The sequence below is a fragment of the Kitasatospora sp. NPDC048540 genome (assembly GCF_040651175.1).
Lineage (GTDB): Bacteria > Actinomycetota > Actinomycetes > Streptomycetales > Streptomycetaceae > Kitasatospora.
In genome coordinates, this window is sequence record NZ_JBEZIR010000113.1 from 11,555 (window position 1) to 29,720 (window position 18,166).

Sequence of the window (18,166 nt, forward strand, 5' to 3'; positions counted from 1 at the left end):
GGCCGCACGGCCCACGGTCCGGGCGGCCGCCCCCTCACCGGGCGGCCGCCCGGACCCGCGAAGCCCGTCACGCAGCACACAGCACACCCAGCAGTCCCGGCCCGGCGGCCGGAGCCGCACAGACCCCGGGAAGGTCGAACGATGCCAGAGGCGCTCACCCACACCACGGACGCCGAGGACCTTGTCGGGCTGGAACTGACGGCCGCCCAGGCCGGCGTGCTGTCCGCCCAGCGGATCGACCCGGACAACCCCGTCTACAACGTCGGCCAGTACGTCGAACTGGACGGCCCGCTGGACACCGAGGCGCTCCAGGAAGCCCTGCGCCGCACCCTCGCGGAGGCGGCCGGCCTGCACGTGCGGCTGGTCGAGCGCGACGGCCGCACCCGCCAGGTGCCCACCGGCTTCGACCCGCGGGCCTGGCGGCTGCCCCGGCTGGACACCCGCGGCGCCGCCGACCCGGTGGCCGCCGCCGTCGACCTGGTCCGCGCCCAACTGGCCCAGCCGGTCGCCCTCGACGACCCGGCCGGCGCCCCGCTGACCGGCGCCCTGCTGGTCCGCACCGGCGAGCAGCGGCACCTGTGGTTCCAGTGGTTCCACCACCTGGTGATCGACGGCTACGGCGTCGCCCTGTTCAGCCGCCGGGTCGCCGAGCTCTACACCGCGCTGGCCGGCGGCGCCGAACCCGCCCCGAGCCCGTTCGAGCCGGTCGCCCGGCTGGTCGAGGCCGAGCAGGCCCACCTGGACTCCGACCGGGCCGCCGAAGCCCGCGCCCACTGGAACGCCCGCTACGCCGACCGCCCCACCGTGGTCGGCCTCACCGAGCGGACCGCCCAGGCGGGCCCCGCCGCGCTGCGCCACCGCATCGAGCTGACCGCCGCACGGTCCGCCGCCGTCCTGGCCACCGCCAAGGCCGCCCGGACCACCTGGGCCGAGGCGTCGGCGGCCGCGCTCGCCGTCTACCTGCACCGGATGACCGGCACCCGGGACGCAGTCCTCGGCATGCACTTCATGGCCCGCACCGGCCCCGGCACCCTCCGGGTCCCCGGCATGGCGGTCAACATCCTGCCGGTCCGGCTGCCCGTCAGCGGCACCGACACCTTCCACCAGCTGCTGCGCCGCGCCGCCGGCGAGCTCAAGGACGCCCGCCGCCACCAGCTGCACCGCGGCGAGGAGCTCCGCCGCGACCTCGGCCTGGTCGGCGGCGACGAGCGGCTGTACGGCCCGCTGCTCAACCTCAAGCCCTTCGACCTCGACCTGGACTTCGGCGGCACCGCGGGCCGCCTGGTCAACCTCGCCTCCGGCCCGGTCGAGGACCTTCAGCTGTCCGTCTCCCTCGGCCCCGACGGGACGCTGACCCTGGAGTTCGACGCCAACCCGGAGCTGTACACCGCCGCCGAGCTGGCCGCCCACGCCGAGCGCTGCACCGCCCTGCTGGCCCGGCTCGCCGCCGAGCCCGAACGGCCCCTCGCCCAGCTGGAGTTGCTGTCCGACGCCGAGCTGGCCGCGCTCACCGGCTGGCACGCCACCGGGCACCCGGTGTCCGGGCGGACGGTGGTGGAGCTGTTCGCCGAGCAGGCCCGGCTGGTGCCGGACGCCGTCGCCGTGGTGGCCGGCGGGCAGCGCCTGACCTACCGCCGGCTGGACGACCGGGCCGGCCGACTGGCCACCCTGCTCGCCGCCCGCGGCGTCACCTCCGAGTCCTTCGTCGCCCTCGCCCTGCCCCGCACCGCCGACCTGGTGGTCGCGATGCTCGCCGTGCTGCGCTGCGGCGGCGCCTACCTGCCGCTGGACCTCGACTACCCGGCCGACCGGCTGGCGTTCATGCTGGACGACGCCCGTCCGGTCTGCACCCTCACCCTCACGGACTCCGCCCACGCGGTGCCGGACGAGCACGGACCGCTGGTGCTCGACGCCCCGGCCACCCTCGCCGAACTCGCCGCCGCCACCGCGCTGCCGGCCGGCCCGGTCGACCCGCACACCCCCGCGTACGTCATCCACACCTCCGGCTCCACCGGCCGCCCCAAGGGCGTCGTGGTGCCGCACGGCGCGCTCGCCAACTTCCTGGAGATGATGCGCGAGGAGCTGGCCCTCGGCGTCGGCGACAGCCTGGTCGCCGTCACCACCGTCTCCTTCGACATCGCCGAACTGGAGATCCACGTCCCGCTGGTGAGCGGCGCCGCCGTGGTGCTCGCCGACCGCGACACGGTCCGCGACCCGGCCGCGCTGGCCGCCCTGATCGACACCCACCGGCCCAAGGCCGTCCAGGCCACCCCCACCCTGTGGCACGTCCTGCTGGAGGACGGCACGGCCGGCAGCCTGCCCGGGGTGCACGCCCTGGTCGGCGGCGAGGCCCTGCCCGCCGAACTCGCCGAGCGGCTGACCCGTGCCACCCGCCGCGTCACCAACGTCTACGGCCCGACCGAGGCCACCGTCTGGGCCACCTCCGCCGAACTCGCCGCCGCCCACCGCGGCGTCCCCGACATCGGCGTCCCGTTCTGGAACACCCGCGCCCACGTCCTGGACGGCGCGCTGCGCCCGGTGCCGCCCGGCGTCCCCGGCGAGCTCTACCTGGCCGGCGACCAGGTGGTACGCGGCTACCTGCGGCAGCCCGGCCTGACCGCCGGCCGCTTCGTCGCCGACCCGCACGGCCCGGCCGGCACCCGGATGTACCGCACCGGCGACCTGGTGCGCCGTGCCGCCGACGGCCGGATCCACTTCCTCAGCCGGGTCGACGACCAGGTCAAACTGCGCGGCTTCCGGATCGAACTCGGCGAGGTCGAGGCCGCGTTGACCGCACAGCCGGGCGTCTCCCGGGCGGTCGCCCTGGTCCGCGAGGACACCCCGGGACGACGGCAGCTGGTCGGCTACGTGACCGGCACCGCCGACGCCGCCGCGCTGCGCCCGGCCGTCGCGGGCCTGCTGCCCGACTACATGGTGCCCGCCGTCGTGGTCGCGCTGGAGACCTTCCCGCTCACCGCCAACGGCAAGATCGACCGCCGGGCGCTGCCCGCCCCCGAGCAGACCGCCGGGCCGGCCGGACGCGCCCCCGGCACCGAGGCCGAACGGGTCCTGGCCGACCTGGTCCGCGAGATCCTCGGCCTCGCCGGGATCGGCGTCGACGACAACTTCTTCTCCCTCGGCGGCGACTCCGTCTCCGCCATCCAGCTCGGCAGCCGCGCCCGCAAGGCCGGCTACGCGATCACCCCCCGGGTGGTCTTCGAGCACCGCACCGTCGCGCGGATCGCCGCCGTCGCCGAGACCGCGCGCACCGCCCCCACCGCCAGCGGTCCCGACGCCGCCGGCCCGCTGCCCGCCACCGCGGCCGGCGAGTGGCTGCGCGAGCTCGGCGGCCCGGTCCGCCGGTCCGCCCTGCACACCGTGCTCACCGTCCCCGCCGGGCTGGACGGCGACCGCCTCACCGCCGCCCTGGACGCGCTGACCGAACGCCACGACGCGCTGCGCCTGCAGCTGACCGTCGAGGCCGACGGCGCCTGGACCCAGCGGATCCGCCCCGCCGGCAGCGCCCCCGCCGCCGAACGGCTGCGCCGCCTGGCCGTCCCCGCCGCCGAGCTGGACCGGGCCGCCGCCCGCGAGCGCGAGGCCGCCGTCGACCGCCTCGACCCCGAGCAGGGCAGCGTGCTGCAGGCCGTCCACCTGGACGCCGGCCCCGACACCGACGGTCTGCTGGTCCTCGCCGTGCACCGGCTCGCCGCGGACGCCGCCTCCTGGCGGATCCTGCTCGCCGACCTGCCCGCCGCGTACGAGGGCCGCGCCCTGGAGCCCGTCGCCACCTCGCCGCGCCGCTGGGCGCTGGGCCTGGCCGACGCGGCCGCCACCGACGCCGTCCGCGCCGAACTGCCCAGCTGGCAGGCGCTGCTCGCCGAGGGCGCCGGACCGCTGCTCGGCGACCGCCCGCTCGACCCCGCCCGGGACACCGCCGCCACCACCCGGCAGCTGCGGCTCACCCTGGACACCGCCCGCACCGCCCCGCTGCTCGACCTGGTCCCCGCCACCCGCCGCGCCGGCACCGGGCACGTCCTGCTCACCGCCCTGACGCTGGCCGTGCTCGGCCGCCGCCGGGTCCGCCACGGCGCCTCGGCCCGCCCCGACCTGCTGCTGCGCCTGGAGACCGACGGCCGCGCGGACCACCTGGTGCCCGGCGCCGACACCACCCGCACCGTCGGCGCGCTGGCCGGCGGCCACCCGGCCCGCCTCGACCTGGCCGAGATCGACCTCGCCGACGCCCTGGCCGGCGGCCCCGCGGCCGGCCGCGCGCTGGCCCTGGTCAAGGAGCAGCTGCGCGCCCTGCCCGACGCGGCCACCGGATACGGCCTGCTGCGCCACCTGGACCCGGTGGCCGGCGCCGCACCGGCCGACGCCGAGGCCCCGCAGCTGCAGTTCGGCTACCTGGGCCGGTTCACCGCCGACGGCCGGCCGTTCACCCCCGCCGGCGACGCCTTCGAGCCGGCCGCCGACCCCGCGCTGCCCGCCGCGCACGCGCTGGAGGTCACCGCCGTCGTCCACGACCGCGCCGACGGGCCCGAACTGACGGTCCGCCTCGCCTGGCCGCAGGGTGTGCTGACCGAGCAGGCCGTCCGCGAACTGGCCGGGCAGTGGTTCGCCGCGCTGGACGCGCTCACCGCGTTCGCCGCCCGCCCGGACGCCGCCGCCCTCACTCCCGGCGACGTACCGCTGGCCGCCGTCACCCAGCCCGTGCTGGACCTGCTCGCCGCCGAGCACCCCGGCACCGAGGACGTGCTGCCGCTCTCCCCGCTCCAGGAGGGCCTGCTGTTCCACTCCCTCTACCAGGACACCGAGGGCGCCGACGACCTGTACACCTCGCTGACCTCGCTCGACCTGCGCGGCCCGCTCGACCCCGCCACCCTGCGGGCGGCCGTCGACACCGTGGTCAACCGGCACTCCGCGCTGCGGGCCGGCTTCCACCACACCGGCCTCGACCGGCCGCTGCAGCTGATCGCCGGCCACGTCACCGTCCCGTGGACCGAGCACGACCTGACCGGCCTGGACACCGCCGGCCAGGCCGGGCGGATCGGCGCGATCGAGGACGCCGAGGCGGCCGGCCGCTTCGACCTCACCCGCCCGCCGCTGCTGCGCTGCGCCCTGCTCACCCTCGGCGAGGACCACCACCGGCTGCTGCTGACCCGCCACCACATCGTGATGGACGGCTGGTCCACCCCCGTCCTGCTGCGCGAGCTGATCGCCGCGTACGGCGGCGCCCGGCGGTTCCCGGCCGTCACCCCGTACGCCGAGCACCTGGGATGGCTCCAGCGGCGCGACCAGGCCGCCGACGCCGCCGCCTGGCGCGCCGCGCTGGCCGGCCTCCAGGCGCCCACCCTGCTCGCCGACGCGCTCGGCCGCCCCGCCGGCGGCCCCGGCACGGCCGGCCGCGAACTCCACCTGCCGCTGGGCGCCGAGCTGACCGCTGCGCTCACCGGCACCGCCCGCCGGCACGGACTGACCCTCAACACCCTGGTCCAGGGCGCCTGGGCGATCCTGCTCGGCCGGCTGACCGGCCGCACCGACGTGGTGTTCGGCGCCACCGTCTCCGGCCGCCCCAGCGACATCCCGGGCGTCGAGTCGATGGTCGGCCTGTTCAGCAACACCGTCCCGGTCCGCTTCGAACCCCGCGACGACGAGCCGGCCGCCGAGGCGCTGGCCCGGCTCCAGGCCCAGCAGTCGGCGCTGCTCGACCACCAGTACCTGGGCCTGGCCGACATCCAGGCGCAGGCCGGCCACGGCACCCTGTTCGACACCCTGCTGGTGTTCGAGAACTACCCCGTCGACCCGGCCGAACTGACCGCCGCGGGCCTGCGGGTGGCCGGCATCGGCAACCGCGGCGCCACCCACTACCCGCTGACCGTTCTCACCCTGCCCGGGGACGCCCCGCAGCTCACCGTCGAGTACCGCCCCGACGTCTTCGACGCCGAGCAGGCCGCCGCCGTCGGCGCCCGCCTGCTGCGGCTGCTGACCCGGATCGCCGCCGCGCCCGGAACCCCCGTCGGCGCGCTGGAGATCCTGGACACCGCCGAACGCGAGCAGCTGCTGCACGGCTGGAACGCCACCGCCCGAACCGTCCCGGACGGCACCGTGGTCGACGCGTTCCGGGCCAGGGCCGCCGCCACCCCCGACGACACCGCCGTGGTCTGCGGCGACCGGCGCCTGAGCTACGCCGAGCTGGCCGCCGACGTCGAGCTGACCGCCCGCCACCTGGCCGCGCTCGGCGCCGGACCGGGCCGGGTCGTCGCCCTCGCCCTGCCGCGCTCCGCCGACCTGGTGGCCGCGCTGCTCGGCGTGCTCGCCTCCGGCGCCGCCTACCTGCCCCTCGACCTCGACCACCCGGCCGAGCGGGTCGCCCTGATGCTCGCCGACGCCGAACCGCTGCTCACCCTGACCACCGCCGAGGTGGCCGCCCGGCTGCCGGTGCTCGCCGAGCACGGCCGGGGCACCCTGCTGCTCACCGACGTCGGCACGCGCTCCGCCGAGCCGCTGCCCCCGCACGCCGACGACCTGGCGTACGTCATCCACACCTCCGGCTCCACCGGCCGCCCCAAGGGCGTCCAGGTGCCGCACCGGGGCCTGGCCAACATGCTGGAGCACCACGGCAACACGGTCTTCGCGCGGGCCGTCGAGGCCGCGGGCGGACGCCGGCTGCGCGCCGCGCACACCGCCTCGTTCTCCTTCGACTCCTCCTGGGAGCAGCTGCTCTGGCTGATCGCCGGCCACGAACTGCACGTCTACGGCGAGGACCTGCGGCGCGACCCGCAGGCACTGGCCGCCCGGCTGCTCGCCGACCGGATCGACACCCTGGACGTCACGCCGTCGTTCGGCCAGCAGCTGGTCGAGTGGGGCCTGCTGGACTCCGCCGAGCACCGCCCGCTGCTGTTCCTGGTCGGCGGCGAGGCCGTCGGCGAGGCCCTGTGGACCCGGATCCGGGAGACCGAGGGCGTCATCGGCCACAACTTCTACGGCCCCACCGAGTACACCGTCGACACCCTGGGCGCCGCGCTGGACGAGAGCGCGACGCCGTTCGTCGGCCGCCCGATCGGCAACACCCGGGTGTACGTGCTGGACGCCCGGCTGCGGCCGGTGCCGGCCGGGGTCCCCGGCGAGCTGTACATCGCCGGCCCCGGCCTGGCCCGCGGTTACGGCAACCGGCCCGCGCTGACCGCCGGCCGTTTCGTCGCCGACCCGTTCGCCGACGGCGGCCGGATGTACCGCACCGGCGACGTGGTCCGCCACCGGCCCGACGGCTCCCTGGACTTCCTCGGCCGCGACGACGACCAGGTGAAGATCCGCGGCTTCCGGGTCGAGCCCGGCGAGGTGGAGGCCGCGCTCGCCGCCCTGCCCGGCGTCACCGGTGCCGCCGTGGTGGTCCGCGGCACCACCGGGGTGCGCCGCCTGGTCGGCTACGCCGTCCCCGCCGCCCTGGACCCGGCCGCGCTGCGCAAGGCGCTCGCCGAGACGCTGCCCGAGTACCTGGTGCCGGCCGCGATCGTCCCGCTGGACGCGCTGCCGCTGAACGTCAACGGCAAGCTCGACCGGCAGGCGCTGCCCGAGCCCGGGGCCGCGGACTTCGCCGCCCCCGCCGGGCGGGCCCCGCGCGACGAACGCGAGGCCGTGCTGTGCGGCGTGTTCGCCGATGTGCTCGGCCTGCCGCGGGTCGGCGTGGAGGACGACTTCTTCGCCCTCGGCGGCCACTCGCTGCTCGCCACCCGGGTGATCGGCCGGGTCAGGGCCGCGCTCGGCGCCGAGATCGCCGTCCGCGACCTGTTCGAGGCCCGCAGCGCCGCCGCGCTGGCGCAGCGGCTGCGCACCGCCGCCGCCGGCCGCCCCGGGCCGAGCGCCCGGCCGCGCCCCGAGGTGCTGCCGCTGTCCGCCGCGCAGGCCCGGCTCTGGTTCCTGTACCGCCTGGAGGGCCCCAGCACCGCGTACACCATCCCGTGCGCGCTGCGGATCGACGGCGAGCTCGACGCCGACGCGCTGCGGCTGGCCTTCGGCGACGTGCTCGCCCGGCACGAGGCGCTGCGGACCGTCTTCCCGGACACCGACGGGCGCCCGCGGCAGCGGATCCTGACCCCGGCGCAGGCCGGAGTGCCGTTCACCACCCAGGAGGTGACGGTCCACCGGCTGGACCGCGAGGTGGCCGCCGCCGGGGCGTACGCCTTCGACCTGGCCACCGAGATCCCGGTCCGCGCCACCCTGCTGTCCAGCGCCGCCGACCGGCACGTGCTGAGCATCGCGCTGCACCACATCGCCGGCGACGAGTGGTCCGAGGGCGTGCTGCTGCGCGACCTGGACCGCGCCTACGCGGCCCGGCTGACCGGCGCCGCCCCGGTGTGCGCGGCGCTCCCGCTGCAGTACGCCGACCACGCGCTGTGGCAGGCCGAACTGCTCGCCGGGACCGGCGGCCCGGCCGCCGACCAGGTCGCGTACTGGACCGGGAAGCTGGCCGGCCTGCCCGCCGAGCTGGCGCTGCCGACCGACCGGCCCCGGCCCGCCGAGGCCACCGGCCGGGGCGGCTCGGTCCGGCTGCGGCTGCCCGCGGAACTGCACACGGCGCTCGGCGAGTACGCCAACCGGACCGGCGTCACCCCGTTCATGGTCACCCAGGCGGCCGCCGCGCTGCTGCTCGGCACGCTCGCCCGGACCACCGACGTCGCGCTCGGCACCCCGGTAGCCGGGCGGGCCGACGAGGCCGTCGAGGAGGTGGTCGGCTTCTTCGTCAACACGCTGGTGCTGCGGCACGACCTCGCCGGCGAACCGAGCTTCGACGCCCTGGTGGCCCGCTCCCGGGAGACCGTGCTCGGCGCACTCGCCCACCAGGACCTGCCGTTCGACCGGCTGGTGGAGATCGTCAACCCGGAGCGCTCGCTCGGCCGCCACCCGCTGTTCCAGGTGATGGTGCAGCACCGCAAGGAGGCCGGCGGCCTGGACGCCCTGCTCGGCGCCCGCACCGCGCTGCTGCCCGACCCGGTGCACGCGGCCCGCTTCGACCTGGCGTTCACCTTCGTGGAGTCCGCCGACGGCACCCGCACCGACCTGACCGTGATCTACGCCCAGGACCTGTTCGACCGGTCCACCGCGGGGCTGTTCGGCGCCCGCCTGCTGCGGGTGCTGGAACAGGCACTGACCGCGCCCGAGCGCCCCGCCGCCCGGATCGAGCCGACCTCGGCGCAGGAACGCCGCGGCCTCGCGGGGGAGTGGAACGCCACCGAGCGCGAGGTGCGCCCCGGCACCCTGGTGACCCGGATCGCCGAGCGGACCGCCGCCACCCCCGACGCCGTCGCCGTCATCCTCGACGCCGAGCGCCTGACCTACCGCGAACTGGACGCCCGCGCCGACGCGCTGGCCCGCCGGCTGGCCGCGGCCGGCGCCGGCCCGGGCACGATCGTCGCGATCGCCGTGCCGCGCTCCGCCGAACTGATGGCCGCGCTGCTGGCCGTCCTGAAGTCCGGCGCTGCCTACCTGCCGCTGGACACCGAGTACCCGGTGGAGCGGCTGGCCGGCATGGTCGAGGACGCCGCGCCGGTGTGCGTGCTGACCGTCGACGGCCAGGCCGACCGCCTGCCCCGGGTCGAGGGCGTCCCGGTGCTCACGGTCGACGGAGAGGGCCCGCAGGCCGAACCGCAGGAGCCCGGCGAGGACCACCCCGCGTACGTGATCTTCACCTCGGGCTCCACCGGCCGCCCCAAGGGCGTGCTGGTCGGCCACCGGGCGATCGTCAACCGGCTGGACTGGATGCGCGAGGTCTACGGCATCACGCCCGAGGACCGGATCCTGCAGAAGACCCCCGCCAGCTTCGACGTCTCGGTCTGGGAGTTCTTCCTGCCGCTGGTCAGCGGCGCGGCCGTGGTGCTGGCCCGCCCCGGCGGCCACCGCGAGCCCGGGTACCTGGCCGAACTGGCCGCCCGGCACGGCGTCACCACCGCGCACTTCGTGCCGTCCATGCTGACCGCCTTCACCGGCGCCGCCGAGGGCGAGGACGCGATCCGCCGCGGCTTCACCGACGTGCGCCGGGTGTTCTGCTCCGGCGAGGCGCTGCCCGCCGCCGCCGTCGACCGGTTCGCCGCCCTGTGGCCGCACATCGAACTGCACAACCTGTACGGCCCGACCGAGGCCGCCGTCGACGTCACCTACCACCGCGCCTGGGCCGGTGCCGGGGTCGTCCCGATCGGCCGCCCGGTCTGGAACACCAAGCTGCACGTGCTGGACGGGCGGCTACGGCCGGTCCCGGTCGGCGTCCCCGGCGAGCTGTACCTGGCCGGCGTCCAGCTGGCCGACGGCTACCTCGGCCGCCCGGCGCTGACCTCCGGCCGCTTCGTCGCCGACCCGTTCGGTGACGGCGGGCGGATGTACCGCACCGGCGACCTGGTGCGCCGTCGGGTCGACGGCGAGGTCGAGTACCTCGGCCGCACCGACGACCAGGTCAAGGTGCGCGGCTTCCGGATCGAGCTCGGCGAGGTCGAGTCGGCGCTGGCCGCCGTCCCCGGCGTCGGCCAGGCCGCCGTGGTCGCCCGCCCGCTGGTCGACGGCGGCGCCCGCCAGCTCGCCGGGTACGTCGTCCCGCAGGCCGGCACCGCCGTCAGCGGTGACGCCGTCCGCGCCGCGGTCGCCGCCGTACTGCCCGAACACATGGTGCCCGCCGTGGTCACCGTGCTGGACGCGCTGCCGCTCAGCGTCAACGGCAAGCTCGACCGCAAGGCGCTGCCCGCCCCCGGCCGCGCCGCCGCACCCGCCGCCACCACCGGCCACACCCCCGCCAAGGCGATGGCCAAGGTCTTCGCCGAGGTGCTCGGCCTGCCCAAGGTCGGCGAGGAGGAGAACTTCTTCGCCCTCGGCGGCGACTCCATCGCCTCCATCCAACTGGTCGGCCGGGCCCGCAAGGCCGGGCTGGAGATCGCCGCCAAGGACGTGTTCCAGTACCCGACCCCGGCCGCACTGGCCGCCGCCGCCAAGGGACAGCCGCCCGCCGCGCCGACCACCGCCGCCGTGGCGCCGCCCGCCCCGGCCGACGGCGAACTGCCCGCCCTGCCCGTCGTGCACTGGCTGCGCGAACGCGGCGGCCCGATCGACCGGTTCAACCAGTCGGTGCTGCTCACCGTGGAGGCCGGCCTGCGGGCCGAGCCGCTGCGCCGGGCGCTCGCCTCGCTCGCCGGGAACCACCCGGCGCTGCGCCTGCGCCTGGACACCACCGACGGCCTGTGGACCCAGGAGATCCTGCCCGCCGACCAGGCCCCCGCCGTCACCGACCCGGACACCCTGCGGGTGGTCGAGGGCACCGGCACCGAGCTGATCGCCCGGGAGGCCGACGCGGCCGCCGCCGCCCTCGCCCCCGGCGCGGGCCGGGTACTGCGCGCCGTCCACTTCGACGGCGGCGCCGGGCAGGACGGCCGACTGCTGCTGACCGTCCACCACCTCGCCGTCGACGGCGTCTCCTGGCGCACCCTGCTGCCCGAACTGGCCACCGCCTACACCGCGTTCGCGGCCGGCGGCCGGCCCGCCCCGGAACCGGAGGCCGACTCCCTGCGGACCTGGTCGGAGCGCCTGCTGGCGCACGCCCAGGAACGCTCCCGGGTCGCCGAGACCGGCTACTGGCGCACCGCCCTGGCCGGCCCCGCCGGACCGCTCGGCACGCTCACCGCCGACCCGGCCCGCGACACCGTCGCCACCGTGCGCACCCTGCGCCGCACCCTGCCCGCGGAGCGCACCGCCCCGCTGCTCGCCGACGTGCCGCAGGCCTTCGGCGCCGGGGTGGACGACGTACTGCTGGCCGGCCTCGCACTCGGCGTCGCCACCGCCCGCCCGGGCGCCGCACCGGCCCTGCAGCTCGACCTGGAGGGTCACGGCCGCGGCGGCGCCGACACCGGCGCCCTCGCCCCCGACCTGGCCCGCACCGTCGGCTGGTTCACCACCGTCCACCCCGTCCGGCTCGACCTGGCCGGCGTCGACCCGGCCGCCGCCCTAACCGGCGGAGCCGAGACCGGACGCGCCCTCAAGCAGGTCAAGGAGCAGCTGCGGGCCGTCCCCGACCGCGGCCTCGGCCACGGACTGCTGCGCCACCTCAACCCGCAGACCGCGCCGCTGCTCGCCGCCGCACCGCGCTCCGAGCTGCTGTTCAACTACCGCGGCCGCACCGACGGCCCGGCCGGCCCGGTGGCCGGCGGCTGGCCGTTCGCCCCGCAGGAGCAGCGCGCCGCGGTCACCGCCGCGGCCGGCCCCGACCCGGCGATGCCGGCCGGCTACCCGCTGGAGATCGACGCGGTGGTCCAGGCCGGACCGGACGGCCGTCCCGAACTGGCCGTCGAGTGGAGCTGGCCGCAGGCCCTGCTCACCGAGGCCGAGGTGACGGCGCTGGCCGACGCGTGGTTCGCCGCGCTGGACGCCTTCGCCGTGCACACCCGCACCGGCGGCGCCGGGGTCACCCCGTCCGACCTGACGCTGGTCACCCTGAAGCAGTCCCAGATCGACCGGCTGGAATCCCGGCTGCGCAGGCGCCGATGAACCCGTCCGACCACCGCCCCGTGCCCCTCCCCGCCCCGACCTCCAGGACCGAGAACACCGTGACGAACGACCAGAACCCGACCCAGGCCGAGCCGACCGAGGAGCCCGCCACCGAGTCCACCCTGGAAGACGTCTACCCGCTGTCCTCGCTCCAGGAGGGCCTGCTCTTCCACGCCCTCTACGACGCCGAGGCCCGCGACGTCTACGTGGTCCAGTCCCACCTGGACCTGGCCGGTACGGTCGACACCGCGCGGCTCGCCGCGGCCGTCGACGCGCTGCTGCGCCGGCACGCCAACCTGCGGGCCGGCTTCTGGTACGAGGACCCCGAGGCGGTGGTCCAGTTCGTCCAGCGGGCCGTCGACACCCCGCTGCGCGAGCTCGACCTGACCGGCCTGGCCCCGGCCGCCCGGGACGCGGCCGTCCGCGACGCGATGGACCAGGACTGGCGGCACCACTTCGACCTGGACACCCCGCCGCTGCTGCGCTTCGCCCTGCTGCGGCTGGGCGCCGACCGCTCCCGGCTGGTCGTCACCTGCCACCACCTGCTGCTGGACGGCTGGTCGATGCCGATCCTGGTGCGCGAGCTGCTCGCGCTGTACGGCGCCGGCGGCGACCTGGCGGCGCTGCCCGCGGTCCGCCCGTACAAGGACCACCTGGCGCTGCTCGCCACCCGCGACACCGCCGCCGCCGAGAACGCCTGGCGGACCGCGCTGGACGGCTTCGACCAGGCCCGGCCGGTCGCGCCCGGCCTGAACACGCCCGCCGTGGAGGCCGGTTCGGTGCACCTGACGGTGCCCGCCGCGCTCTCCGCCGAGGTCGCCGCCGCCGCGCGGGCCGAGGGGCTGACCCTCGGCAACCTCGCGCACACCCTGTGGGGCGTGCTGCTCGGCTCGCTGACCGGCGCCACCGACGTGGTGTTCGGCACCACCGTCTCCGGCCGCCCGGACGACCTGCCGGGCGCCGAGTCCATGGTCGGCCTGTTCATCAACACCGTGCCGGTCCGGGTCAGGACCCGCGCCGGCGACACCCTCGCGCAGGCCGTCGCCGCCGTCCAGGCCGAACAGGCCGCCCTGATGGCCCACCAGCACCTGGGCCTGGCCGCGATCCAGCGCCAGTCCGCCGTCGAGGGCGCCCTGTTCGACACCCTGGTGGTGGTGGAGAACTACCAGGGCGGCGGCGACGACGTCCAGGCCTTGCTCGGCGGCGCCGAGGGCCTGGCCATCACCGGCCTCGGCGCCCGCGACGCCACCCACTACCCGCTCGGCCTGGCCGTGCTGCCCGGCGCCGAGCTGCGGCTCGAACTCGACTACCGCCCCGACGTGTTCGAGCACGCCGAGGCCGAGCGGATCGCCCACCGCTTCCTCGCCCTGCTGACCGCGTTCGCCGCCGACCCGGACACCCCGCTGGCCCGGCTCGACCTGCTCGGCGCCGAGAGCGCGGTCCTCGACGGCGGCGACCACCCGGTGCCGGCCGGCACCGTCGCCGACCAGTTCACCGCCCGGGCGGCCCGCACCCCCGACGCCCTCGCCCTGGTCACCCCGACCGACCGGCTCACCTTCGGCGAGCTCGCCGACCGGGTCGACCGCCTCGCCCGGCTGCTGCTCTGCCGCGGCCTCGGCGCCGAGCGGACCGTCGCCCTGGCGCTGCCCCGCTCCACCGGGACCGTGGTCGCCCTGCTCGCCGTCCTCAAGGCCGGCGGCGCCTACCTGCCGCTCGACCTCGACCACCCCGCCGAGCGGATCGCCCAGGTGCTGGACGACGCCCGCCCCGCCCTGACGCTCACCACCCGCGCCCTCGCCGACCGCTTCCCCGGCGGCATCGCACTCGACGACCCCGCCGTCCTGGACGCGCTCGCCGCCCTGCCCGGCGGCCCGCTCACCGACACCGAGCGCGGCGGACCGGTCCACCCCGAGCAGGCCGCGTACGTCATCCACACCTCCGGCTCCACCGGCCGCCCCAAGGGCGTCGTGGTGCCGCACGCGGGCCTCGCCAACCTCGCGCACGACCACCTCGCCACCACCTTCGCCGACGCCGTCCGGGCGAGCGGCCGCGAGCGCCTGCGCGCCCTGCACCTGGCCTCGTTCACCTTCGACTCCTCCTGGGACCAGCTGCTCTGGCTGATCGGCGGCCACGAACTGCACCTGCTCGGCGAGGACGACCGGCGCGACGCCGAGACCGTCGTCGCGTACACCCGCGAGCACCGCATCGACGTGCTCGACAACACCCCGTCCTACGCCCAGCAGCTGATCGACTCCGGCCTGCTGGACGGCGGCCACCGCCCGTGCGTCCTGCTGCTCGGCGGCGAGGCGCTGCCCGAGCCGCTGTGGACCCGGCTGCGCGCCGAACCCGGCACCACCGCGATCAACTACTACGGCCCCACCGAGTACACCGTCGACGCGCTGGTCGCCGACCTCGCCGACAGCGCCACCCCGAGCATCGGCCGCCCGCTGCGCGGCGGCCGCGCCTACGTGCTGGACGCGATGCTGCGCCCGGTCCCGGCCGGCTCGCCCGGCGAGCTGTACCTGGCCGGCCGCCAGCTGGCCCGCGGCTACCTGGACCGCCCGGGCCTGACCGCCGAACGCTTCGTCGCCGACCCGTTCGGCGACGGCGGCCGGATGTACCGCACCGGCGACCTGGTGCGCCGCCGCCCCGACGGCACCCTCGACTACCTGGGCCGGGCCGACGACCAGATCAAGATCCGCGGCTACCGGATCGAGCTGGGCGAGATCGAGGCCGCCCTCGCCGAGCAGCCCGGCGTCGCGCAGTGCGCCGTCCTGGTCCGCGACGGCGCCGTCAAGCGGCTGGTGGGCTACGTCGTCCCCGCCCCCGGCGCCGAACTGGACAGCGTCGCGCTGCACACCGCGCTCGCGGCCCGGCTGCCCGAGTACATGGTCCCGTCCGCCTTCGCGGTGCTGGACGGCTTCCCGCTGACCGTCAGCGGCAAGACCGACCGGGCCGCGCTGCCCGACGACGCCCTCGAGTACGCCGGACTGGGCTCCTCGCGGGCCGCCGAGACCGACACCGAGCGGCTGCTGTGCGACCTGTTCGCCGAGGTCCTGGCGCTGCCCGGGGCGGGCGCCGAGGACGACTTCTTCCGGCTCGGCGGCGATTCGATCGCCTCCATCCGGCTGATCGGCGTCGCCCGCGCCGAAGGACTGTCGATCAGCCCGCGCGACGTGTTCGAGTGCCGCACCCCGGCCGCGCTGGCCGCGGTCGCCGACCGGCGTGGCGCGGCCGGGCAGCCCCCCGCCATCCCGGCCCTGCCCGAGCCGACCGAGGCCGAACTCGCCGTCGTCCGGGCAGCGGTGCCCAAGCTGGAGATCGAGGAGGTCTGGCCGGTCTCCCCGCTCCAGGAGGGCCTGCTCTTCGAGGCCGGCTACGACGACCAGGCGCTGGACGTCTACACCTCCCGCGACGTGGTCACCCTCACCACCCGGGTCCCGGTGGACGTGCTGCGCGCCGCCGTCACCGCCGTACTGGAACGCCACCCCAACCTGCGGGCCGGCTTCCTCCAGGACGGCCTGGACCGGCCGGTCCAGTTCGTGCCGCGCGCCGTCGACGTACCGCTCACCGAGGTCGACCTGAGCGGCCTCGACCCGGCGGCCGCCGAGGCGGAACTCCAGCGGCTCAAGGAGACCGAGGCATTCACCCGCTTCGACCTCACCGCCCCGCCGCTGCTGCGGCTGGTGTCGGTGCTCGCCCCTGGCGGACGCCAGCACCTGCTGATCACCAACCACGCGCTGCTCTGGGACGGCTGGTCCTCCGGCCTGTTCCTGCAGGAACTGCTGACCCGCTGCCACGACGGCCTCACCGGTACCGGCACGGTGCAGGACTCCACCGCGCTGCCCTACCGGGACTTCCTGGCCTGGCTGGGCGCCCAGGACCAGCAGCAGGGCCGCGAGGCCTGGCGGACGGCGCTGGCCGGCCTGGACGAGCCCACCCTGCTCGCCCCGCAGGCCCGCGAGCGGGCCGCACTGCTGCCCGAGAAGGTCGAGCTGCCGATCTCGGCCGAGCTCACCGACCGGATCGCCGCCTACGCCCGCGAGCGCGCTCTGACCCTCAACACCGTGCTCTCCGGGGCCTGGGGCCTGCTGCTGGCCGGTCTGACCGCCCGCCAGGACGTGGTGTTCGGCGCGACCGTCTCCGGCCGCCCCGCCGAACTGCCCGGTATCGAGGGCACCATCGGCATGTTCCTCAACGCCGTCCCGGTCCGCGCCCGGCTGCGCGGCGAGGAGAGCGTCGCCGCGTTCCTCGCCCGTCTCCAGAGGGAGCAGACCGAACTGCTGCCGCACCACCAGGTCGGCCTCGGCGAGATCTCCCGCACCACCGGCTTCGGCCGCCTCTTCGACACCCTCCAGGTGCTCCGGAACACCCCCGCCGACGAGGGCGTCCGCGACCGCATCCGGGAGTCCCTCGGTGTCCAGGACGTCATCGACGTCGACGCCACCCACTTCCCGCTGATCTTCATCACCAACCCCGGCCCGGCGCTCTCCTTCGAGTGGACCTACCGCCCCGACGTCTTCGACCGCGACACCGTCGAACAGCACGCCGAGCGCCTGGTCCACCTGCTGGAACAGCTCACCGCCCGGCCCCGCATCCTGGTCCGCGAGCTGGACCTGCTGACGGTGCGTGAGTGTGGGTTGGTGTTGGGGGAGTGGGTGGCGACGTCGCGGGTGTTGCCGGATGCGACGGTGGCGGATCTGTTGGCGGAGCGTGCGGCGCTGGTGCCGGGTGAGACGGCGTTGGTGTTCGGTGGTTCGTCGTGGTCGTACGCGGAGTTGGATGCGCGGGTGAATCGTCTGGCGCGGTTGTTCGTGGCGCGTGGGGCGGGGCCTGAGCAGGTGGTGGCGTTGGGGTTGCCGCGTTCGTTGGAGATGGTGGCGGCGTTGTTTGCGGTGTTGCGGACGGGGGCTGCGTATCTGCCGTTGGAGTTGGACTATCCGCGGGAGCGGTTGGCGTTCATGGTGGAGGAGACCGGGCCGGTGTGTCTGGTGACGGATTCTTCGGCTGCTGCGTTGGTGCCGGAGTCCGGGTCGTTGGTGCTGCTGGATTCGGCGGAGGTCGTGGCGGAGCTGGCTTCGTTCTCGGACGGTCCGCTGGGGGTCGTCGTCGATCTGGATGCGCCGGCGTATGTGATTTTCACGTCGGGTTCGACGGGTCGGCCGAAGGGTGTGGTGACGCCGTACCGTGGTCTGACGAACATGCAGTTGAACCATCGTGAGGCGATCTTCGATCCGGTGGTGGCGTCGGCGGGTGGTCGTCGGCTGCGGATCGCGCACACGGTGTCGTTCTCGTTCGACATGTCGTGGGAGGAACTGCTCTGGCTGGTCGAGGGGCACGAGGTGCACGTCCTCGACGAGGCCCTGCGCCGCGACTCCCAGGGACTGGCGGACTTCTGCGCCGAGCACGAGATCGACGTCATCAACGTGACGCCCTCGTACGCCCAGGCGCTGATCGAGTGCGGTCTGCTGGACGGGGAGCGGCACCGCCCGGTGCTGGTGCTGCTCGGTGGTGAGGCGGTGGCCGAGACCCTGTGGTCCAAGCTGCGCGACACCCCGGGCGTCATGGGCTACAACCTGTACGGCCCGACCGAGTACACCATCAACACCCTGGGCGGTGGCACGCTCGACTCCGACACCGCGAC

The 18,166-nt window shown here is 76.2% G+C and carries 2 protein-coding genes; both read left to right on the forward strand.

What is annotated here, in order from left to right; genetic code table 11:
- Positions 1-141: 141 nt before the first annotated feature.
- Complete coding sequence (locus AB0D08_RS31635; RefSeq protein ID WP_359893670.1) at positions 142-12,522, forward strand: amino acid adenylation domain-containing protein; 12,381 nt, start codon at positions 142-144, stop codon at positions 12,520-12,522.
- 59 nt (positions 12,523-12,581) lie between these two features.
- On the forward strand, positions 12,582-18,166 hold a 5,585-nt coding region (locus tag AB0D08_RS31640; protein WP_359893672.1), incomplete at its 3' end, for an amino acid adenylation domain-containing protein.